Raw genomic sequence first — 20,967 nt, forward strand, 5'->3', positions numbered from 1 at the left:
CGCGTGATCAGATCACATCTCCATGCGCAGGGTCAGGAAGCTCTTGCGAGCGAGTTGGAAGTTGTACTTCGGACGGACCAGGAAAAATGGCCGATCCCCCTCCACCGACTGCACCGCGAAAGCGATCTCGCTTTTGCTCGTGCCGATGCGGAAAGGATACGCCAGACGCACATCGGTACGGTGCGAAAACGCCAACCAGTCTCGCCTGTCACGCCAGGTCATCCCGCCAAGACGCTCGTGGATCACGCTCAGTTGCAGTCCGCCGGGCAAGCGCTGAAACAAAGCCACCAGGGTTGCGTGTTGAGGTGGCCGACGCTCGTCTTTCGCGTCCAAGCTGGGCTCATCCCAGTTCAAGTCTGAAAAACTCTGGTTGAGCCACAGTTCGGTGCTGCTGAAGGGCTTCCAACGCAATTGATACTCCAGACCCACCATGGTCAACGCGGTGAGGTTGACGTAATCCCGCGTATTGAACCCCGTCTGCGGGTTGTTGTAGGTGTCCACCTTGATGATCTTGTCCATGCGCTCGTGATACAGGCGCGCATCCAGCGTGAGGTTGTGAGGCGTGAAACGACCCACATAGCCAATCTCCGTGCTGCGCAACCTCTCGGGCTTGACGCGCCCCGTGGCGGCAAACTCCTGCGCCAGCAACACGCCCCCCGGACTGTAAATGCGCACATCCGCCTGATACTCAGACAAGTTGGGGGCGCGAACGGACTCTGTCACCCCGACCCGGAACGTGTGTTCGGCAGAGGGCAACCAGTTCACCATGAACCTGGGGGCGAAATAGGCGTCTGCGCGGCTGTGGTGCCCCACAAACAATCCCGTGTTGATCAACCACTGCGGCGTCGCTCGCCATTCCACCGTCCCGAAAACCCGACTTTCGCTGAAAGCGACCCAATCATTCGTGGCGTAGAGCGGGTAGGACTGTGCCTTCTCCTCCTTGTAGCCCATCCCGATCACCGCCCGCAGATGGTCGGACAACGTCGTCTTGTACTGAACCTCCGCGTTGTATCGATGCCCCGCACCGCTGTAGTCCATCACCACCCCGGGAACGCCGGGCACTGGCGCGACATCCTGCAACCGGTCTTCCATGAAGTTGGCGGAGACCTTCAGTTCGTCCACATCACTCAGTTGCCGACGCCATTCCGTCTGCACATGTGTGTCCCGGGTATGGACCGTGTGAAATGGGTTGCCCTGGTCTGTCGCAGAATAACCCTCCCCCGCATCCAGATACGACACCCCCATCGCCACCATCACATCATCAGCCACTGACGGCTTGAAATCGGCCCTCAGGTTGGCCTGTCCCAGGCGTCGGTCGTCATAGGCATTGATGTAGCCCGAGTCGCGCTGCTCGCCCACCGACAGGCGGAAGCTGGCAGTTTCATCACCGACCCCGATGCGGGCACGTCGCTCTCGGATGCCGTTGTCGCCCGAGGTCACCGAGACCTCACCACCGACCGTGTCGGCACTGTGCCGGGTGATGATGTTGATGACCCCGAACATGGCGTTGGCACCGTAGGCCGCCGAATTGGCACCGCGCAGCACCTCAATGCGCTCGATGTCCTCCAGCATCACGTCCATCATGCCCCGGTGCGTGTCGCCCAGATAACTGGTGGCATACACCGATCGACCGTCGATCAGCACCAGATTACGCGTCCCGTAGTCATCGATCGGGATGTGGTACGCCGCCACCGGGTTGGCCCCATTCCAGCCCCCCGCCAGATAACCTGGCACCAGCCGCATCACCTCGACCAAGGTGCGCGCACCCGACAAGCGGATCGTGTGCCGATCGATGACGGTAATGGCCCCCGGTGCCTCGTTGAGCGGCTGATCCAGCCGGCTGGCCGTCAACACCACCGGCACATGGGCAAAGTAGTCCTCTTCCGTCGGTGCCCGCTCAGCCGCACGCGCGCCGACGCCAGTGAACCCCACCAGGGCCAAGCCCAGCCCCAGGCTTTGGCACACCTGGCGAACACGAAAGACCGGAAACGACACCATCACACACCCATTCACCACACGTCCGCAATTATGAGCGTGACGCGCTCGTGCCCACATCAGGGATGGCGAGAACGATTGCTCACATTTCCAGCTGCAAGGTCAAGAACCCCTGACGACCACGCCGGTAGTTGCGCTGGGGTTCGAAGAACAGCTGATCCCCTTCCACAGACTGCACCGTGAAGGCGGCCTCGGCTTTGTAGCCCTCCCAACGGAAGGTGCGCGCCAGGCGAATGTCCGTGCGGTGTGTCGCCGCCATCCAGTCTGACTTCGTGCGCAAGGTCATCGAGCCCACACGCTCGTGCAGCACGCTGATCTGCCAGTTGTCAGGCAGTTTCTGAAACAAGGCCACGGTGGTGACATGCCGAGGTGGACGACGCTCCGCCTTGGCCTCATAGTCGGGGGCGTCCCACTTCATGCGCGAGAAATTCTGATTCAGCCACAGCTCCGTGTGGGGCGTGGCCTTCCAGCGCAACTGATACTCCAGCCCCACCAGCGTCAGCGCATGGCGGTTGACAAAATCTTTGGCCGGCGCGCCCAGCTGGTTCGGCAGCAAGGTCGCGCCCTCGCCATCATCGTCCACAACCACATCGCGCATGCGCTCGCGGTACAGGCGCGCATCCAAGGTCACCTGCGCTTCAGGCCAGCGCCCCAGATACCCGATTTCCTGACTGATCAAAGTCTCGGGCTGCACCGTCCCACTGGCGGCATAGGGGCGCGAGAAGTAGGGCGTACCGGGCAGATAGACGCGAACATCGCTCTTGTACTCAGACAGACCGGGGGCGCGCATCGACTCGGTCACGCCCATGCGCCAGGTCTGATGGGGCGTCGCCAGCCAGTTGACCATCAGGCGCGGCGCGGTATAGGTGCCGGCCAGCGTGTGGTCCCCCACAAACAGTCCGGCATTGAGCAGCCACGCCGGGTTCACACGCCACTCTGCCGTGCCGAACAGACGGGCCTCCCCCACCGAGACCCAGCCCTGGCCGTAATACATCGTGTCCGAGCGTGCCCGCTCGCCCTTGTACCCCACCCCCACCAGGGTGCGCCAGGCAGGGCTCCAGACGGTCTGCTGTTGCACCTCCACGTTGTTGCGCTGCCCCCAGGTGCCGTAATCCACATCCAGAGAGACCGATGGAACAGGCTTCAGGGTCACTGGCTCCCACCGGCGGTCTTCCATGTAATTGACGGACACCTGCAACGCGTTGCGGTCATCGAGTTGACGTCGCCATTCCACCTGTGCGTGGCTCGTACGGGAACGAAGCTGATGAAAGGGATTACTTTCGTGTGTGGCCGAATAGCCTTCTCCGGCCAGCAACTCTGACACCCCCAGCGAGACCATCACGTCATCGGCCAGTGAGGGCTGCAGATCCGCACGCACATGCACCTGACCCAGGCGCTTGTCATCGAAAGCGTTCAAGTAGCCCCGGTCGCGCTGCTCGCCCACCGACAGCCGCACGTTGTTCGCCCCGGTGCCCACACCCAGGCGAGCATAAGTGTCGCGGATGCCGTTGTCACCCACCGAGAGCGCGGCGGCACCACCCACGGTGTCGGCACTGTGCCGGGTAATGATGTTGATGACCCCGAACATCGCGTTGGCACCGTAGGCCGCAGAGTTGGCCCCACGCAGCACCTCGATGCGTTCAATGTCCGGCAACAGCACGCCCATCATGCCGTAGTGGGTGTCCCCCAGGTAGCTGCTGGCATACACCGACCGACCGTCGATCAGCACCAGATTGCGCCCACCAAAATCATCCAGGGCCACGTGGTACGACGCCAGCGGATTGGCGCCGTTCCACCCACCCAGCACGTAACCGGGCACCAGGCGCAGCAGCTCGGCCACGGTGCGCGCCCCCGACTGGCGGATCGTGTCACGGTCGATCACCGTCATGGCGCCAGGCGCTTCGTTGAGCGGCTGATCGAGCCGGCTGGCGGTCAGCACCACCGGCACCTGGGCGAAATAGTCTTCCTCTGTGGGGGCTCGCTCGCCGGCCTGCGCGCGCAAGCCTGCCAGACCTGCCATTGACAAGCCCAGCATCACGCCCTGGCACACCTTCCGAATCCGACATCCTGGCAACGCAACCATCTCACACCCGTTTACTGCACGCCCGCTATTATGCGCATGGGGGTATCGCCTCATGACGACGGCCGCCGAGAAAGCGTGGGCAGGGCATGCCCTCGTGACAGTGTGAAGATTGACACGCTTCACCTCAACCGATGCCGACTCAAAACGGCGTCAACGCGAATTCATCTCCGTTTCAAACCGAAACCCCGCTCACGTTCTCCGAATTCAATCCCACCAACCACGAATCTTCAGCAGTTATCCGTGGGCAAGCAGGTGAGTGTCATCAACGCCGCCCTGCACGCCAACAGCGACGAACACACCGACCTCCAGCGCTACGCCATCAACTTCCGCGGCTCGGCGCACGACCGCGCCATCGCCATCCGCGACGTGGTGCTGAGTACCAGCGAGGTCGAGCAGCAAAAGGAGGTCGCCTCCGAGGTGCGCAGCCTGGCCCAACGCAGCGCCGAAGCCGCCCGGGAGATCAAATCCCTGATCGGCGACAGCGTCACCAAGGTCGAACTGGGCACCCAACTCGTCAACGATGCCGGCGCCACCATGGACGACATCGTCACGCAGGTAAAGAACATGTCCGACCTGATCCACGAGATCGGCGCCTCCACGCAAGAACAGACCGATGGCATCGACCGGGTCAACGACGCCGTCAGCGAGCTCGACCGCAGCACGCCGCAGAACGCCGCCCTGGTGGAAGAAAGCGCCGCGGCGGCCGAAAGCCTGCAGCATCAGGCCCGCCGCTTGGCGGAGCTGGTGCGGCTGTTCCAGTTGACGGCCGCGGACACGGGGCGGTGAGCCGCGCCTGATCCCGCCCGCCTCACCACCCCCACACGAGGCTGCGCGCCACCCAGCCCTGCACGCCTGCGTCGGTGCGCACCTGCACTCATTTGGGCTGCGCGGTCACGGTGCGCACCACCTCACCGTGCGCCAACTTGGCGATCAGCTGGTAATGGGCACCTGGCCCGCTGCGCAGATTGAGTCTGCTGAAAGTGGTCACGTTTCCATCATAAACATTTGTTCAAATGCAAAATACCACACTGCGCCTGGGAACTTTGGCACGCTTTAGCACTCTGACCCTACGAGTGCTAACATTGCCCGAGAAGGATCCACGAAAGGACCAGCCATGACCCTGACGACCGCCCTTGCCCCCCGTGACCCTTGGAGTGTGGTGCCCTCACTGGGCAACTTGGACGCGTACATCCGCTCGGTCCAGGCCATCCCCATGCTGGAGGCCGACGAGGAGCAGTCCCTGGCGCGTCGTCTGCGTGACCAGCAGGACCTGCAAGCCGCCTCCAAGCTGGTGCTCTCGCACCTGCGTCTGGTCGTGTCCATCTCCCGTCAGTACCTGGGCTACGGCCTGCCGCAAGGCGACCTGATCCAGGAAGGCAACGTCGGCTTGATGAAGGCCGTCAAGCGCTTCGATCCGGATCAAGGTGTGCGCTTGGTGAGCTACGCCATGCACTGGATCAAGGCCGAGATCCACGAATACATCCTGAAAAACTGGCGCATGGTCAAGGTGGCCACCACCAAGGCGCAGCGCAAGCTGTTTTTCAACCTGCGCTCGCTCAAGCACCAGTTCAAGGGTGAAGCCGACGCGGTGAACGTGGGCCGGGCCTGCCTGTCCGAACACGACATCCAGCGCATGGCCACCGAGCTCAACGTGCGCCCGGAAGACGTCATCGAGATGGAAACCCGCATGGCCGGCGGTGATGTGGCCCTGGAAGCCCCCACCGATGACGACGGAGATGCCCCTGTGGCCCCGCTGGCCTACTTGGCCGACGAAGTGCATGAGCCGACCCGCGTGATCGAAGCCCATCGCCGCGACTGGCTGGCCAGCGATGGCATCGCCCTGGCGCTCGACCAGCTGGACGCCCGCAGCCGCCGCATCGTGGAAGAGCGCTGGCTGCAGGTCAATGACGACGGTTCGGGCGGCATGACCTTGCACGAGCTGGCCGCCGAGTACGGCGTCAGCGCCGAACGCATCCGTCAGATCGAGGTGGCCGCCATGAAGAAAATGCGCAAGGCCCTCACCGAGGTCGTCGACGCCTGATCCAGCGCAGCAGCGCCAGCCTGCGAGCTGGCGCACTTGCTGTCACGGCTGGGGTGGGCCTGATTCAGGCGCCGCGCAGCCGCGCGATCATCGCCGCCGTGGCCGGATCCAAGCCGCTCACATCACCGCTGTCCAGACGCGGCAGCAGGTCGTTGCTCATCGCCTTGCCCAACTCCACGCCCCATTGGTCAAAGGAGTTGATGCCCCACAGGGCGCCACTCACGAGCACCCGGTGCTCGTGCAGCGCGATCAGGGCGCCCAGAGAGCGCGGGGTCAGCGCGTCGATCACCATCGTCAGGCTGGGGCGGTTACCCGGAAATGTGCGATGGCGCGCAATGACCTGGGGCGGCACATCTTTCGAGGCGGTCGGTGCCACCTCATGCGCAGCCTGTTCGGTGGTCTTGCCCCACATCAGCGCCTGAGCCTGCGCCAGCCCGTTGGCCAGCAACATCTGGTGCTGACGGTGCAGCATCTCCTGCACGGCGGGTGACAGCTGCCCGGCATCGCGCAGGGGCAGGCCCTTGAAGAGGATGAACTCCACCGGGATCACATCGGTGCCCTGGTGCAGCAGCTGGAAAAACGCATGCTGGCCGTTGACGCCCGGCTCGCCCCACACCACCTCACTGGTGGCATAGGTGAGCGGCTGCCCATGACGGTCCACGCCCTTGCCATTGCTCTCCATCACCAGCTGCTGCAAATAGGCTGGCAAACGGCGCAACCCATGGTGATACGGTGCCACGCAGCGGCTGGTGTAGCCCTTGAAGTTGCGATTCCAGACGTCCATCAGGCCCAGCCACAGCGGCAGGTTCGCCTCGGACGGGGCCGACGCAAAGTGCCGGTCCATCGCGTGGGCGCCATCAAGCAGCGCGCGAAAATGCCGACTACCCAGCGCCAGCGCAATGGGCAAGCCAATGGCCGACCACAGCGAAAACCGCCCGCCCACCCAGTCCCAGAATCCGAAGGTACGGGTGATGCCAAAGGCGGCGGCGGCCTCGACATTCGAGGTCGTGGCCACAAAGTGGCGGGCAATGTCCGTGCCACCTTGGTCCAGAAACCACTGGCGCGCCGTGCGTGCGTTCACCATGGTCTCTTGCGTCGAGAAGGTCTTGGACGCCACGATGAACAGTGTGTGCTTCGGGTCAACCTGCCGCAACACGCCCGCCAGGTCCTGACCATCGATGTTCGAGACGAAATGGCAGCGCAGGCGCGGGTTGGCAAAGGCTTCCAGCGCCATCACCACCATCTGCGGCCCCAGGTCGGAGCCGCCGATGCCGATGTTCACCACATCGTGGATGTCGCCCGGGTTCGGCCCACCGGCGCTGGCTGCCACCCCATCGGCGAAGGCCAGCATCTGGTCGAGCACCGCGTGCACCTCGTCGCTGAACGGGCCCTGGCCGCGTGGCGCGCGCAGGGCCGTATGCAGCACCGCCCTCCCCTCGGAGCCATTGACCAGCTCACCGCGCAACATCGCGTCGCGCCGCTCGGTGAGCCGGCACTCGTGCGCCAGGTCCAGCAGGTGGCGACGCGTGGCCACGTCCCAGTGCACCCTTGACAGGTCCACCACCACCTCGGGCGCCTCGAAGGTCAGGGCCTCCACGCGGCGCGGGTCGTCGGCAAACAGGGTGCGCAGGTCCAGCGTGGCCCCATGGGCCTGGTAATGCCCATGCAAGGCCGCCCAAGCCACGGTCTGGTCACAACGGGGAGACGTCATGCTCTCACTCTCCCCGCTCAGCGCTGCGCCTCGATCAGGGCGTCCAGCTTGCCCGCATCGACGGCGAACGCGCGGATGCCCTCGGCCAGCTTCTCGGTGGCCATCGCATCGTCGTTGAGCGCGTAGCGGAAGGCCGCCTCGCTCAAGGGCGCCTCGGCGGCCTCCACGTGGGTGGGGGACACCAACTGACGCACCACCGGGGCCTCGCTGGCCTGCAACTGCGCCAGCAGGTCCGGGCTGATGGTCAACAGATCGCAACCGGCCAGGGCCAGAATCTGCCCCACATTGCGGAAGCTCGCCCCCATCACCTCGGTGCGCACCCCATGGGCCTTGTAGTAGCTGTAGATGCGGCTGACCGACTGCACGCCCGGGTCGTTGACACCGGCCTGCGCGGTCTCGTCCCAGGCGGCACCGGCCGACTTCTTGTACCAGTCGTAGATGCGGCCCACGAAGGGCGAGATCAGCCGGACGCTGGCGTCGCCACAGGCCCGCGCCTGCGCAAAGGCGAACAGCAGCGTCAGGTTGCAGTGAATGCCCTCTTGCTCCAGCACGCGGGCGGCCTGGATGCCTTCCCAGGTGGCGGCAATCTTGATCAGCACACGGGCGCGGGCAACGCCGGCCGCTTCGTACAGGGCGATCAGGCGCCGCGCCCGCACCAGCGTGGCCTCGGTGTCAAAGCTCAGGCGGGCGTCCACTTCGGTCGACACGCGACCGGGCACCACCTTCAGGATCTCCAGCCCAAAGCGCACCAGCACCTGGTCCACGATCGCATCCAGCGGCGCACCACGGTGCGCGGCCACCACCTCGGCCAGCAAGGGCGCGTACTCGGGCTTTTGCACCGCCTTGAGGATCAAGGAGGGGTTGGTCGTGGCGTCTTGCGGGGTGAACTGGGCCAATTGCTTGAAGTCACCGGTGTCGGCGACCACTGTGGTGCAGGCCTTGAGCTGATCGAGTTGCGAGGTCATGGGAAAACAAGGTGAAATGGACTGGCTCCGACCCCGCATCGAACCGAGATCGACCAGCATCCTGAATTTGGCTTATCGTGAAGCCACATTCTGTCTCCAAAATCATGACAGGCGCGCCGTGCGGCCCCTGGAATGAGCGCACTCCCCCTTTATCAGGCCCCTTCGATGTCCTTTGATCTGGTTTTTTTCGGTGGCACGGGCGATCTGACCTGGCGCAAGCTCATGCCAGCGTTGTTCCAAGCCTGGCGCCACGGCAAGCTGCCCGCGCAAGGTCGCATCCTCGCGGTCGCCCGCGACGAGCGCACCGATGCCAGCTACCGCCAGTGGCTCAAAGACAAGCTCGCCACCGGTGACGACCGCGCCAAGCGCCCCACCGAAGACGAGTTCGAGCGCTTTGCCGCCCAAGTGCATTACCTGCGCATGGACCTGTCCCAGCCCAACGATTACCAGTTGCTGAAGCAGTGGCTGGACGGTCGCAGCGCCGACACCGTGGTGATGTACCTCGCCACCAGCCCGCACCTCTTCCCGGTCATCTGCGAGCAACTCGGTGCCGCCGGGCTCAACCACCCCGGCGTGCGCGTGGTACTGGAAAAGCCCCTCGGGCATGACCTGGCCTCGGCACAAACCATCAACCGGGCTGTGCGGGCCGTGTTCAGCGAACGCCAGGCCCTGCGCATCGACCACTACCTCGGCAAGCCCTCGGTGCAGAACCTGATGGCCTTGCGCTTCGGCAACGTGCTGTTCGAGCCCCTGTGGCGCCGCGAGAGCATTGCCAACATCCAGATCACGCTGGCCGAAAGCCTGGGCGTAGGCACCCGGGGCGACTTTTACGACCGCACCGGCGCCCTGCGCGACATGATCCAGAACCATGCGCTGCAGTTGCTGACCATGGTCGCGATGGAGCCCCCGTCCAGTGCCGATGCCGACGCGATCCGCGACGAAAAGCTCAAGGTGCTGCGCTCGCTCAAGCCCTTCGACGCCGCCTCGGTGGCGCGCGATGTGGTGCGCGGCCAGTACCGTGCCGGCACGGTCGAGGGTGTGGCCGTCCCTGGCTACCTGGACGAGGCCAAGGTGCCGCCAGGCAGCGTCACCGAAACCTTCGTGGCCCTGCGCTGCGAGATCCAGAACTGGCGCTGGGCGGGCGTGCCCTTCTACCTGCGCACCGGCAAGCGCCTGGCGCACCGCCATGCCGAGATCGTGGTGAACTTTCGCCCCACGCCCCACTCGATCTTCTCGGGCACCCAGGCGCCCAACAAGCTGGTGATCAAACTACAGCCTGACGACGGCCTGCAATTGCACCTGTTGGCAGCCAAAGGCGCCGTCGGCACCGACCAGACGATCGGCCAAGCCGAGCACCTGTTTCCGGTCTCGCTGGACCTGGATTTCGACCAAGCCTTCCCCACCGACCGGGTGGGGGCTTACGAGCGCATGCTGCTTGATGCCTTGGCGGGCCGGTTGAACCTGTTTGTGCGCTCGGACGAGCAAGAACAGGCCTGGCGCTGGGTCGAACCCATTTTGGAGGCCTGGCATCAGGATGCCAGCGGCCTGCGCCCCTACAGCGCCGGCACCTGGGGCCCCGCCGCAGCCAGCGCGCTGGTCGCCCGCGATGGCTTCACCTGGACGGAAGAGAGCTGAAGCAGTCAGCCCCGAAGTGACCCGGGGTGACGACGATCAAGCTGATTGCAAGAGCCCGTCGACGCCGTACAGGCGGGCCAACTCGGTCAGTTTGGCGGGCAGGTGCTGCACCGCAAAGGCACGGCCATTGGCCCGCGCCATGCGCTGACACTCCAGCAGCACGGCCAAGGCGCTGGAGTCAAACTGCTGCAAGGCCGCGCCGTCCACCGTCAGCATGGCCGCTTCCGTGCCCCCTTGGGCCGCAGCCTGGTCCAGCGTCTGGCGAAACAGACGCAACACATGCGGCACTTCGGCGTGCGTGATGACGGCAGGCAACAACAACATGGCTCAGTTCGCCGCGTTCTTGGCCACCAACTGGCGATTGCGTTCGGCCAGCTTGGAGATCAGGCCATCAATGCCCGAGGCATTGATCTCCTGCGCAAAGCTGCTCTGGTGGGTCTGCACCAACCAGGCACCCAGCACGTTCACGTCATACACCTTCCAGGTGCTACCGGCCTTTTCCAAGCGGTAGTTCAACTGAATGGGGTCGCCCTTGCCCTTGACCACGGTGCGCACGATCACATCCGTGTCGCTGGCGTGAGCACGCGACGGCAGGTACTCGATGACCTGATCCTTGACCTGGGAGGCCGCGCCGGCATAGGTGTGCACCAGCAAGGTCTTGAACTCGTTTTGCAGACGCTGACGCTGGTCGGGCGTGGCACGGCGCCAAGCCGGCCCGACCGCGGCCGCGGTCATGCGCACGAAGTTCACATTCGGCATGATCTTGGCATCGACCACGGCTGAGATCTTGCGCAGGTCACCCGACTGAATGGCCTTGTCGGATTTGACTGTGGTCATCACCTCATTGGTGATCGACTGGATGAAGGCTTCCGGCGTTTGAGCCGGTGCGGCGACCTGAGACGGCGCCGCTTGTGCCCACGCCTGGGAGACGCCCAAGGCCGATACGGCCAAGAGGGCCGAACTCACCACACGAACAGCGAACATACGGGAATGCAACACAAGGAGTCCTTTCTGCGATCCTGACCTCTGTCCTTTAACGCCCCAACGGGCAGACAGGATGACCGGATCATCTGGTTTGGGGCGAGCGCTGGGCGCCGGTCTGCCAGTGCGGCCGTGTCAGGGGGCACTGGCCGCCGAAGCAGCGGCGGCCGCGGCTGCCGCCTCCTCTTCTGTCTCGGGCAGGTCGTAGCGAGGCTGCGGCACTTCATCCTCCTCGTCCGACGGTGGGCGACTGTCTTCGATCAGGCTCTGGCGACGCTGCAGGTAGGCATCCCGCGTGAAGGTGTACTTGTCCAGCGCCACCCCATCGAGCAAGTCGGTGGCTGACAAGTAAGCCGCACGGGTACTGACGGCGTTGAGCAAGCGAATCAGGTTGTCCTCACGGGCACCGTCCACCAGGGTCGTGGCCGAGAAATACACGCTGCTGGCGATGTTGGCCGAGTCACGCACCGACGAGGGCCCCATGATCGGCCAGACGATGTAAGCGCCCGAGGGAGCCCCCCACACACCCAGCGTCTGCCCCAGGTCTTCGTTGAAGCGCTCCAGGCGCATGGGCGTGGCCAGGTCGATCAAACCGCCCAGCCCCAGGGTCGAGTTCACGGCGACCCGCATGGTGCTGGCGGCTCCCTCCTTGAATCGTCCCTGCAGGAACAGGTTCACCGACGACCAGACGTCGCCGATGTTGCCAAAGAAGTTGCGCACGCCGGTGCGAACCGGATCGGGCGTGACCTTCACATAGCCTTCGGCCACGGGCTTGAGCACGTGGACGTCCACCGTTTCGTTGAACGAGAACACGCCCCGGTTCCACGACTCCAGCGGGTCGGGCGAATGAGCGGTGGCACAACCAGACAGGGCCAACACCACCGGCAGGCTCACGGTGCACACCAGCGCACGGGCACGCCGCCCCAGACAGCGATCAAGCACGCTCATTTGCCACCGTCCTTACCGCCATCTTTGCCACCCTCAGCGGCCTTGCTGTAGAGGAACTGACTGATCAGGTTTTCCAGCACGATGGCCGACTGGGTGCTCTTGATGACGTCGCCCGCCACCAGATTGGTCTCGCCGTAGCCCGGCTCCAGGCCAATGTACTGCTCGCCCAGCAAACCGGCCGTCAGGATCTTGGCCGAGGTGTCTTTGGGGAAGGCAGCGCCCTGGTTCATCTCGATCTCGACCTTCGCCTGGAAGGTTTCGTTGTCAAACGAGATGGCCGTGACGCGGCCCACGACCACGCCCGCGCTCTTGACCGCCGCCTTGGGCTTGAGCCCGCCAATGTTGTCGAACAGGGCCGCCACCTTGTAGCCCGATTCAAACGACAAGGTCAGCAGGTTGCCGGCTTTCAGGGCCAGAAAGACGATCGCCGCCGCCCCCAGCATCACGAAGATGCCGACCCACACGTCATGTTTTGATTTCTGCATATCGTTCGTCCTTGCGACCGCGCTCGATCAGATCGAGAACATCATGGCCGTCAACACAAAATCCAGCCCCAGCACGGCCAGGGAAGCCATCACCACGGTACGGGTGGTCGCCAGCGACACGCCTTCGGGCGTCGGCTCGCATTCATGCCCCTGCAGCAGCGCCACAAAGGTGACCGTGAAGCCGAAGACCAGGCTCTTGAGCATGCCGTTGCCCACGTCGGCCCACACCTCGACACCGTTTTGCATCTGCGACCAGAAGGCGCCGTCGTCCACCCCGATCATGACCACGCCCACGACCCAGCCGCCCAGCACGCCCACCGCCGAGAACACCGCCGCCAGCAGCGGCATGGCGATCACGCCACCCCAGAAGCGCGGCGCCAGCACCCGCTGGATGGGGTCCACCCCCATCATCTCCATGGCCGACAACTGCTCGCCCGCCTTCATGAGGCCGATGCCCGCCGTCAGCGCGGTGCCGGCGCGGCCAGCAAACAGCAAGGCGGCCACCACCGGCCCCAGTTCGCGCACCAGGGACAGCGCCACCATCAAGCCCAGCGCCTCGCTGGAGCCATAGCTTTGCAAGATGTAGTAGCCCTGCAGCCCGAGCACGAAGCCCACAAAGGCCCCGGACACCGTGATGATGGCCAGCGAATAGTTGCCCAGGAAAAAGATCTGCTCGGTGAGCAAGCGCGGGCGCTTGAGGGTGGCCCCCAATGACAGCAACAGGCGCATGAACAGACGTGCGCCATAGCCCACGTCGTTCAACTTGAGGCGTACGGCCCGCCCGACGCGGGACGGATTGAGCCATGACATCATCCGCGCACTCCGAAATCATGACCGGCATCGACGGCCGGGTGGTGGAAGCGCACCGGCCCATCGGGGGCGGCGTCCACGAACTGGCGCACCAGCGGGTCACTGCTGGCGCGCATCTCGGCCGGGGTGCCCTGGGCCACGATGCGGCCATTGGCCAGCAGCACCACGTGGTCGGCAATCAGGAAGGTTTCTTCGACGTCGTGGGACACCAGCACGCTGGTGAGCCCCATCGTGTCATTGAGCTCGCGGATCAGGCGGGCCGACACCCCCATCGAGATCGGGTCCAGGCCGGCAAAGGGCTCGTCGTACAGCATGAGCTCGGGGTCGAGCGCCATGGCCCGCGCCAAGGCCACGCGCCGGGCCATGCCGCCCGAAATTTCGCTGGGCATCAGGTCGCGCGCACCGCGCAGGCCCACGGCATTGAGCTTCATCAGCACCAGGTCGCGCAAGATGGATTCGGGCAACTTGGTGTGTTCACGCAGCGGAAAGGCGACGTTCTCGAACACCGACAGGTCGGTGAACAGCGCACCAAACTGGAACAGCATGCCCATGCGCCGGCGAGCGGCCATCAACCCGTTCGCGTCCAATTGGGCCATGTCTTGCCCATCGAGCATCACCTGCCCCGACAAGGGGGTCAATTGGCGACCGATGAGGCGCAACACTGTGGTTTTGCCGCCACCTGAGGTGCCCATCAAGGCCACCACCTGGCCGCGTGGCACCACCAAATTGAGATCGGACAGGATCACCCGGTCGCCATAACCACAGGTGACCGCGCGCAAGGCCACCAACGGCTCGGGGGCCGCGGCAGCTACAGACGGAGAAGGCGTGGTTTCAACTTGTGACATGGCCATGAAAAAAAGGGCCAGTGAAGGTCACTGGCCCCAGGATCATAGGGGATTCACGCATCCCCGCTGAGTGCGCCGTCGTAAAGGCGCAATGCACTGTGGGGTCAACGCGGCAGCGTGGTCGAGCCCATCAGGAAGGCGTCGACCTCGCGGGCAGCCTGACGGCCTTCGCGGATCGCCCACACCACCAGAGACTGGCCACGGCGCACGTCACCGGCGGCGAACACCTTGGCGGCATTGGTCTTGTAGCCGCCGACGTCGGTCGAGGCCTTGGCGTTGCCACGGGCATCCTTCTCGACGCCAAAACCGCTCAGCAGCGTGTCCACCGGGTTCACGAAGCCCATGGCCAGCAGCACCAGATCGGCCTTGAGGATCTGCTCCGAGCCGGCGACTTCTTCGAACTTGCCGTTCTTGAACTCGACGCGCACGGTCTTGACCGCCGTGACCTTGCCACCTTCGCCAATGAATTCCTTCGTGGCGATGGCGAACTCGCGGTCGCAACCTTCTTCGTGGCTCGACGAGGTGCGCAGCTTGATCGGCCAATAAGGCCAGGTCAGCGGACGATCCTCTTCCACAGGCGGCTGAGGCATCAGCTCGAACTGGATCACGCTCTTGGCGCCATGGCGGTTGGAGGTGCCCACGCAGTCGGAGCCGGTGTCACCGCCACCGATCACGATCACGTTCTTGCCCGTGGCCATGATCTGGTCCTTGACCTTGCCGCCCGCGTTGACGCGGTTCTGCTGGGGCAGGAACTCCATCGCGAAGTGGATGCCGGCCAGGTCGCGGCCCGGCACCGGCAGGTCACGCGACTGCTCGGAGCCCCCGGCCAGGATCACGGCATCGAAATCCTGGTTCAGTTGCTCGGGGCTGACGGTGTCCTTGGCCCAGTTGGTGACCTTGGAGCCCTTGGGCATCTCGCCGACGATGGTGTTGGTCTTGAAGACCACGCCTTCGGCTTCCATCTGCTTGACGCGACGGTCGATGTGCGACTTGTCGAACTTGAAGTCGGGGATGCCGAAACGCAGCAGGCCCCCGATGGTGTCGTTCTTCTCGAACACGGTCACCGCGTGGCCGGCGCGGGCCAGTTGCTGCGCAGCGGCCATGCCGGCAGGGCCGGAGCCCACAACGGCGACCTTCTTGCCGGTCTTGACGGCAGCCGGCAGCGGCTTGACCCAACCTTCGGCCCAGGCGCGGTCGATGATCGCGTGTTCGATCGACTTGATGCCCACGGCGTCGTTGTTGATGTTCAACACGCAAGCGGCTTCGCAAGGCGCCGGGCAGACCCGACCGGTGAAGTCGGGGAAGTTGTTGGTCGAGTGCAGCACCTCGATCGCGTTCTGCCAGTCGCCCTGGTACACCAGGTCGTTGAAGTCCGGGATGATGTTGTTGACCGGGCAGCCGTTGTTGCAAAACGGGGTACCGCAGTCCATGCAACGTGCGCCCTGGACCTTGGCCTCTTCAGGCTTCAGACCAATGACGAACTCCTTGTAGTTCTTGACGCGCTTCTCGACGGGCTCGTAGCCCTCTTCCAGACGCTCGAATTCCAGAAAGCCAGTGACTTTTCCCATTTCAAACTCCTGATCGTGCGCTTCAGGCCTTGGCCTTGGCGGACTTGGCCTTGGCGACGGCGGCCGTTGCTTCTTGCTGGGCACCCTTCTCGGTCAGGGCGCGGCGGTACTCGTGCGGGAAGACCTTGACGAACTTGGGCAGCTGAGCCGACCAGTTGTCCAGGATCTCGCGGGCACGCAGCGAGCCGGTCCAGCGGTGATGGTCTTCGATGAGCTTCTTGAGTGCGACCTCATCGGCCACACCCTGGTGCATCGGGATGCCCGCGTCCAACTGCTCGGCAGCCGGCAAGACCTTGTCCAACGCCACCTGAGCGGTGTTGACGCGCTTGGCAAACAGACCATCTTCGTCGTAGACGTAAGCCACGCCACCGGACATGCCCGCCGCGAAGTTGCGGCCGGTCTTGCCCAGCACCGCCACCGTGCCACCGGTCATGTATTCACAACCGTGGTCACCCGTGCCTTCGACCACCGCCGTGGCACCGGACAGACGCACGCCAAAGCGCTCGCCGCCCACGCCGCGGAAGAAAGCCTCACCGCTGGTGGCACCGTACAGCACGGTGTTGCCCACGATGATGTTGTCGGTGGCGTTGCCGCGGAACTCGATGCTCGGACGCACGATCACGCGGCCACCCGACAGGCCCTTGCCGGTGTAGTCGTTGGCTTCACCGATCAGGTACAGGGTGATGCCCTTGGCCAGGAAGGCGCCGAAGGACTGGCCGCCCGTGCCTTCCATCTGGATGAACACGGTGTCGTCAGGCAGACCATCGGGGTGGTGCTTGATCAGCTCGCCCGACAGCATGGCGCCGACGGTGCGGTTGACGTTCTTGGCCACCTCCATGAACTTGACGGCTTCGCCGCGCTCGATGGCGGGCTTGGCCTTCTCGATCAGGCGTTGGTCCAGGGCCTTGTCCAGGCCGTGGTCTTGCGTCGACACGTGCAGACGAGGCACATCGGCCGGCACTGGGGGCAGTGCAAAAACGCGGCTGAAGTCCAGGCCCTGCGCCTTCCAGTGCGCGACGCCCTTGCGGGTGTCCAGCAGGTCGGCACGGCCGATCAGCTCGTCGAACTTGCGGATGCCCAGCTGGGCCATGATCTGACGCGCTTCTTCGGCCACGAAGAAGAAGTAGTTCACGACGTGCTCGGGCTTGCCAGAGAACTTCTGCCGCAGCACCGGGTCTTGCGTGGCCACGCCCACCGGGCAGGTGTTCAGGTGGCACTTGCGCATCATGATGCAGCCTTCGACGACCAGCGGCGCGGTCGCGAAGCCGAATTCGTCAGCGCCCAGCAGGCCGCCGATGACCACGTCACGGCCGGTCTTGATCTGACCGTCGGTCTGCACACGGACGCGGCCGCGCAGGCGGTTCAGCACCAGGGTCTGCTGGGTTTCAGCCAGGCCCAGCTCCCACGGCGTGCCGCAGTGCTTGATCGACGACCAAGGCGAAGCGCCCGTGCCGCCGTCGTGACCGGCGATCACGATGTGGTCGGCCTTGGCCTTGGCCACACCGGTCGCCACCGTGCCGACGCCCACTTCGGACACCAGCTTGACCGACACGTCGGCCTTGGGGTTGACGTTCTTCAGATCGTGGATCAGCTGAGCCAGGTCCTCGATCGAGTAGATGTCGTGGTGCGGCGGGGGCGAGATCAGGCCCACACCCGGCACCGAGTGACGCAGCTTGCCGATGTACTCGGAGACCTTGCCGCCGGGCAGCTGACCGCCTTCACCGGGCTTGGCGCCCTGGGCCATCTTGATCTGGATCTGGTCGGCCGACACCAGGTACTCGGTGGTCACACCAAAGCGACCCGAGGCCACTTGCTTGATCTTCGAGCGCAGGCTGTCGCCTTCTTGCATCTCGTAGTCGGCTTCGATGCGCGAGGCGCCGATCACGTCCGACACCTTGGTGCCCTTGACGATCTTGATACCCTTGAGCTCGTTGCGATAACGGTTCTCGTCTTCGCCGCCTTCACCGGTGTTGCTCTTGCCGCCGATGCGGTTCATGGCCAGGGCCAGGGTCGAGTGGGCTTCGGTCGAGATCGAGCCCAGCGACATGGCGCCGGTGGCGAAGCGCTTGACGATCTCGGCCGCGGATTCGACTTCCTCGACGGGAATCGCCTTGGCCGGGTCGATCTTGAACTCGAACAGACCGCGCAACGTCAGGTGGCGCTTGCTCTGGTCGTTGATGATCTGAGCGTATTCCTTGTAGGTGTCGAACTTGCCCGAGCGCGTGGCGTGCTGCAGCTTGGCGATCGCGTCCGGCGTCCACATGTGCTCTTCACCGCGGGCACGCCAGGCGTACTCACCACCGGTTTCCAGCATGTTGGCCAGCACCGGGTCGGTCCCGAACGCCGCCTTGTGGTTGCGGATGGCTTCTTCGGCCACTTCGAACACACCGATGCCACCGACTTGCGTGGGGGTGCCACGGAAGTACTTGTCGATCAGTTCCTTGTTCAGACCAATGGCTTCGAAGATCTGAGCGCCGCAGTACGACATGTACGTGCTGATGCCCATCTTGGACATGATCTTCGAGAGACCCTTGCCGATGGCCTTGGTGTAGTTGTAGATGGCCTTGTCGGCCGACAACTCGCCCGGCAGGTCCTTGGCCATGTCAGCCAGGGTTTCCATCGCCAGATAGGGGTGCACGGCTTCGGCGCCATAGCCGGCCAGCACGGCGAAGTGGTGCACTTCGCGGGCGGTACCGGTCTCCACGACCAGACCGGTCGAGGTGCGCAGACCCTTGCGGACCAGATGGTGGTGGATGGCCGACAGGGCCAGCAGCGCCGGGATGGCGATGTTGGCGCGGTCCATCTTGCGATCGGTCACGATCAGGATGTTGTGACCGGACTGGATGGCTTCGACAGCTTCGGCACACAGCGAGGCCAGACGCGCTTCGACACCTTCATGACCCCAGGCAGCGGGGTAGGTGATGTCGATTTCGTAGGCCTTGAACTTGCCGCTGGTGTGCTTTTCGATGTTGCGCAGGCGGGCCATGTCCTTGAAGTCCAGCACGGGCTGGGACACTTCGAGGCGCATCGGCGGGTTCACCGCGTTGATGTCGAGCAGGTTGGGCTTGGGACCGACGAAGGACACCAGCGACATCACCACGGCTTCGCGGATCGGGTCGATGGGGGGGTTGGTCACCTGGGCGAACAGCTGCTTGAAGTAGTTGTACAGCGGCTTGTTCTTGTCCGACAGCACGGCCAGGGGCGAGTCGTTGCCCATGGAGCCGGTGGCTTCTTCGCCGTTGGTGGCCATCGGGGCCATCAGGAACTTGATGTCTTCCTGGGTGAAGCCGAAAGCTTGCTGGCGGTCGAGCAGCGACTCGCTGAACTCACCGGCGGCGCCGGTGGCTTCGATGCTGTCGAGCTTGATGCGGACGTTCTCGATCCACTGACGGTAAGGCTTGGCCGAAGCGTACTGAGCCTTGAGCTCTTCGTCTTCGATGATGCGACCTTGTTCAAAGTCGATCAGGAACATCTTGCCCGGTTGCAGGCGCCACTTCTTGACGATCTTGTTCTCGGGGATGGGCAGCACGCCGGACTCAGAGGCCAGCACGACCAGATCGTCATCGGTGATGATGAAACGGGCGGGACGCAGGCCGTTGCGGTCCAGCGTGGCGCCGATCTGGCGGCCGTCGGTGAAGACCATGGCGGCAGGGCCGTCCCACGGCTCCATCATGGCGGCGTGGTACTCGTAGAAGGCGCGGCGGCGCTCGTCCATGGTCGCATGCTGTTCCCAGGCTTCCGGGATCATCATCATGGCGGCCTGGGCCAGGGGGTAGCCGGACATCGTCAGCAGTTCGAGCGCGTTGTCGAACGTGGCGGTATCGGACTGGCCGTCCAGGCTGATCGGGTACAGCTTCTTGAGGTCATCGCCCAGCACGGGCGACTTCATCACGCCTTCACGGGCGCGCATCCAGTTGAAGTTGCCCTTGACGGTGTTGATTTCACCGTTGTGGGCGACCATGCGGTACGGGTGAGCCAACGGCCACTCGGGGAAGGTGTTGGTCGAGAAGCGCTGGTGCACCAGAGCCAGGGCCGAGACCACGCGCTCGTCACGCAGGTCGAGGTAGTACTTGCCGACCTGGTCGGCCAGCAGCAGGCCCTTGTAGATGATGGTGCGGCACGACATGCTGGGCACGTAATACTCGTGGCTGTGCGTCAGGTTCAGGCTCTGGATCTTGGAGGACGCCGTCTTGCGGATGACGTAGAGCTTGCGCTCCAGGGCATCGGGCACCAGGATGTCGTGACCACGGCCGATGAAGACCTGGCGGATGACCGGCTCTTTTTCGCGCACGGTGGGCGACATGGGCATGTCGCGATCGACCGGCACGTCACGCCAGCCCAGCAGCACCTGGCCTTCGGCCTTGATGGCGCGCTCGAGCTCTTGCTCGCAGGCTTGGCGCGAGGCGCTTTCCTTGGGCAGGAAGATCATGCCGACGCCGTACTCGCCGGGCGGAGGCAACTCGACGCCCTGCTTGGCCATTTCGGCACGGTAGAACTCGTCGGGGATCTGGATCAGCAGACCGGCCCCGTCGCCCATCAGCGCATCGGCACCCACAGCGCCGCGGTGGTCGATGTTTTCCAGGATCTTCAGACCCTGTTGCACGATGTGGTGTGCCTTGAGGCCCTTGATGTGAGCGACGAAGCCCACGCCGCACGCATCGTGCTCGGCGTTGGCGTACAGGCCCAGTTCGGCTGCGGCCTGGATTTCCTGCGCGGTGGCCACGGAGGTGGCGGCTGCGTCAGACACGGGGAGGATAGGGAACGAGGTTCCCGAAGTCGCCTGGGTCATGGGGGGGCGCTCCAGAGTAAGTGTGGAAAAACAACGCGGTGAGCGGCGAGGATACTCTGGTTTCCCCCGGGCTTCAAGAAATTATAAATAGGGTCAGACCACAATTAAAAG

General features: G+C 64.3%; 15 protein-coding genes. 3 read left to right on the forward strand and 12 right to left on the reverse strand.

Going from position 1 to position 20,967, the window contains the following annotated elements:
* Window positions 1-12: 12 nt before the first annotated feature.
* Together AC3WW4_RS15440 and AC3WW4_RS15445 are read right to left on the reverse strand one after the other, a co-directional pair.
* A complete protein-coding gene (locus AC3WW4_RS15440) occupies window positions 13-1,998 on the reverse strand; it encodes a TonB-dependent receptor plug domain-containing protein (RefSeq protein WP_488829341.1) in 1,986 nt (661 codons plus the stop codon).
* Window positions 1,999-2,077: 79 nt separating this feature from the next.
* Window positions 2,078-4,030 carry a TonB-dependent receptor plug domain-containing protein gene (locus AC3WW4_RS15445; protein WP_488829342.1) on the reverse strand — a complete coding sequence of 651 codons (1,953 nt, stop codon included), beginning with the start codon at window positions 4,028-4,030 and terminating at the stop codon, window positions 2,078-2,080.
* A gap of 288 nt (window positions 4,031-4,318) precedes the next feature.
* Between AC3WW4_RS15445 and AC3WW4_RS15450 the strand changes: the two genes are divergently transcribed.
* Both AC3WW4_RS15450 and rpoH read left to right on the forward strand, forming a co-directional pair.
* Window positions 4,319-4,864, forward strand: coding sequence for a methyl-accepting chemotaxis protein (locus AC3WW4_RS15450; RefSeq protein WP_488829343.1), 546 nt, complete (start codon window positions 4,319-4,321; stop codon window positions 4,862-4,864).
* Window positions 4,865-5,192: 328 nt separating this feature from the next.
* Window positions 5,193-6,119 (forward strand): RNA polymerase sigma factor RpoH, encoded by a 927-nt coding sequence (gene rpoH, locus AC3WW4_RS15455; protein ID WP_488829344.1) that lies wholly within the window; start codon window positions 5,193-5,195, stop codon window positions 6,117-6,119.
* Window positions 6,120-6,183: 64 nt separating this feature from the next.
* Here rpoH and pgi read toward each other — a convergent pair whose 3' ends face one another.
* Both pgi and tal read right to left on the reverse strand, forming a co-directional pair.
* Complete coding sequence (gene pgi / locus AC3WW4_RS15460; protein ID WP_488829345.1) at window positions 6,184-7,830, reverse strand: glucose-6-phosphate isomerase; 1,647 nt, start codon at window positions 7,828-7,830, stop codon at window positions 6,184-6,186.
* 17 nt (window positions 7,831-7,847) lie between these two features.
* Window positions 7,848-8,795 (reverse strand): transaldolase, encoded by a 948-nt coding sequence (gene tal / locus AC3WW4_RS15465; protein ID WP_488829346.1) that lies wholly within the window; start codon window positions 8,793-8,795, stop codon window positions 7,848-7,850.
* Window positions 8,796-8,960: 165 nt separating this feature from the next.
* Between tal and zwf the strand changes: the two genes are divergently transcribed.
* On the forward strand, window positions 8,961-10,430 hold the full coding sequence (zwf, locus tag AC3WW4_RS15470) for a glucose-6-phosphate dehydrogenase (protein WP_488829347.1): 1,470 nt from the start codon (window positions 8,961-8,963) through the stop codon (window positions 10,428-10,430).
* 36 nt (window positions 10,431-10,466) lie between these two features.
* Here the strand turns inward: zwf and AC3WW4_RS15475 are convergent, their stop codons facing one another.
* The 8 genes from AC3WW4_RS15475 to gltB all read right to left on the reverse strand — a co-directional run bounded on the left by AC3WW4_RS15475 (window position 10,467) and on the right by gltB (window position 20,790).
* Window positions 10,467-10,754 (reverse strand): STAS domain-containing protein, encoded by a 288-nt coding sequence (locus AC3WW4_RS15475; RefSeq protein WP_339583123.1) that lies wholly within the window; start codon window positions 10,752-10,754, stop codon window positions 10,467-10,469.
* Between the two features lie 3 nt (window positions 10,755-10,757).
* Window positions 10,758-11,414, reverse strand: coding sequence for an MlaC/ttg2D family ABC transporter substrate-binding protein (locus AC3WW4_RS15480; protein ID WP_488829348.1), 657 nt, complete (start codon window positions 11,412-11,414; stop codon window positions 10,758-10,760).
* A gap of 132 nt (window positions 11,415-11,546) precedes the next feature.
* On the reverse strand, window positions 11,547-12,359 hold the full coding sequence (locus AC3WW4_RS15485; protein ID WP_488829349.1) for an MlaA family lipoprotein: 813 nt from the start codon (window positions 12,357-12,359) through the stop codon (window positions 11,547-11,549).
* Window positions 12,356-12,844 (reverse strand): outer membrane lipid asymmetry maintenance protein MlaD, encoded by a 489-nt coding sequence (mlaD, locus tag AC3WW4_RS15490; protein WP_488829350.1) that lies wholly within the window; start codon window positions 12,842-12,844, stop codon window positions 12,356-12,358. Before mlaD ends, AC3WW4_RS15485 begins: the two co-directional genes overlap by 4 nt.
* A gap of 27 nt (window positions 12,845-12,871) precedes the next feature.
* Complete coding sequence (gene mlaE, locus AC3WW4_RS15495) at window positions 12,872-13,654, reverse strand: lipid asymmetry maintenance ABC transporter permease subunit MlaE (protein ID WP_488829777.1); 783 nt, start codon at window positions 13,652-13,654, stop codon at window positions 12,872-12,874.
* Window positions 13,654-14,499: an ABC transporter ATP-binding protein gene (locus AC3WW4_RS15500; RefSeq protein ID WP_488829778.1), complete on the reverse strand. Its 846-nt coding sequence runs from the start codon at window positions 14,497-14,499 to the stop codon at window positions 13,654-13,656. Before AC3WW4_RS15500 ends, mlaE begins: the two co-directional genes overlap by 1 nt.
* A 104-nt stretch (window positions 14,500-14,603) precedes the next feature.
* Window positions 14,604-16,067 carry a glutamate synthase subunit beta gene (locus tag AC3WW4_RS15505; protein ID WP_488829351.1) on the reverse strand — a complete coding sequence of 488 codons (1,464 nt, stop codon included), beginning with the start codon at window positions 16,065-16,067 and terminating at the stop codon, window positions 14,604-14,606.
* A 22-nt stretch (window positions 16,068-16,089) separates the two neighbouring features.
* A complete protein-coding gene (gltB, locus tag AC3WW4_RS15510) occupies window positions 16,090-20,790 on the reverse strand; it encodes a glutamate synthase large subunit (RefSeq protein WP_488829779.1) in 4,701 nt (1,566 codons plus the stop codon).
* Window positions 20,791-20,967: the final 177 nt, after the last annotated feature.

It is taken from the genome of Aquabacterium sp. TM01 (assembly GCF_057808345.1).

What these genes read in the sequence shown, in the direction of transcription:
- tal (WP_488829346.1), bottom strand. Translation starts at nt 8,795, where the DNA reads ATGACCTCGCAACTCGATCAGCTCAAGGCCTGCACCACAGTGGTCGCC.
- AC3WW4_RS15485 (WP_488829349.1), bottom strand. Translation starts at nt 12,359, where the DNA reads ATGAGCGTGCTTGATCGCTGTCTGGGGCGGCGTGCCCGTGCGCTGGTG.
- AC3WW4_RS15500 (WP_488829778.1), bottom strand. Translation starts at nt 14,499, where the DNA reads ATGTCACAAGTTGAAACCACGCCTTCTCCGTCTGTAGCTGCCGCGGCC.
- zwf (WP_488829347.1), top strand. Translation starts at nt 8,961, where the DNA reads ATGTCCTTTGATCTGGTTTTTTTCGGTGGCACGGGCGATCTGACCTGG.
- mlaE (WP_488829777.1), bottom strand. Translation starts at nt 13,654, where the DNA reads ATGTCATGGCTCAATCCGTCCCGCGTCGGGCGGGCCGTACGCCTCAAG.
- AC3WW4_RS15505 (WP_488829351.1), bottom strand. Translation starts at nt 16,067, where the DNA reads ATGGGAAAAGTCACTGGCTTTCTGGAATTCGAGCGTCTGGAAGAGGGC.
- rpoH (WP_488829344.1), top strand. Translation starts at nt 5,193, where the DNA reads ATGACCCTGACGACCGCCCTTGCCCCCCGTGACCCTTGGAGTGTGGTG.
- AC3WW4_RS15480 (WP_488829348.1), bottom strand. Translation starts at nt 11,414, where the DNA reads ATGTTCGCTGTTCGTGTGGTGAGTTCGGCCCTCTTGGCCGTATCGGCC.
- AC3WW4_RS15440 (WP_488829341.1), bottom strand. Translation starts at nt 1,998, where the DNA reads ATGGTGTCGTTTCCGGTCTTTCGTGTTCGCCAGGTGTGCCAAAGCCTG.
- AC3WW4_RS15475 (WP_339583123.1), bottom strand. Translation starts at nt 10,754, where the DNA reads ATGTTGTTGTTGCCTGCCGTCATCACGCACGCCGAAGTGCCGCATGTG.
- pgi (WP_488829345.1), bottom strand. Translation starts at nt 7,830, where the DNA reads ATGACGTCTCCCCGTTGTGACCAGACCGTGGCTTGGGCGGCCTTGCAT.
- AC3WW4_RS15445 (WP_488829342.1), bottom strand. Translation starts at nt 4,030, where the DNA reads ATGCTGGGCTTGTCAATGGCAGGTCTGGCAGGCTTGCGCGCGCAGGCC.
- mlaD (WP_488829350.1), bottom strand. Translation starts at nt 12,844, where the DNA reads ATGCAGAAATCAAAACATGACGTGTGGGTCGGCATCTTCGTGATGCTG.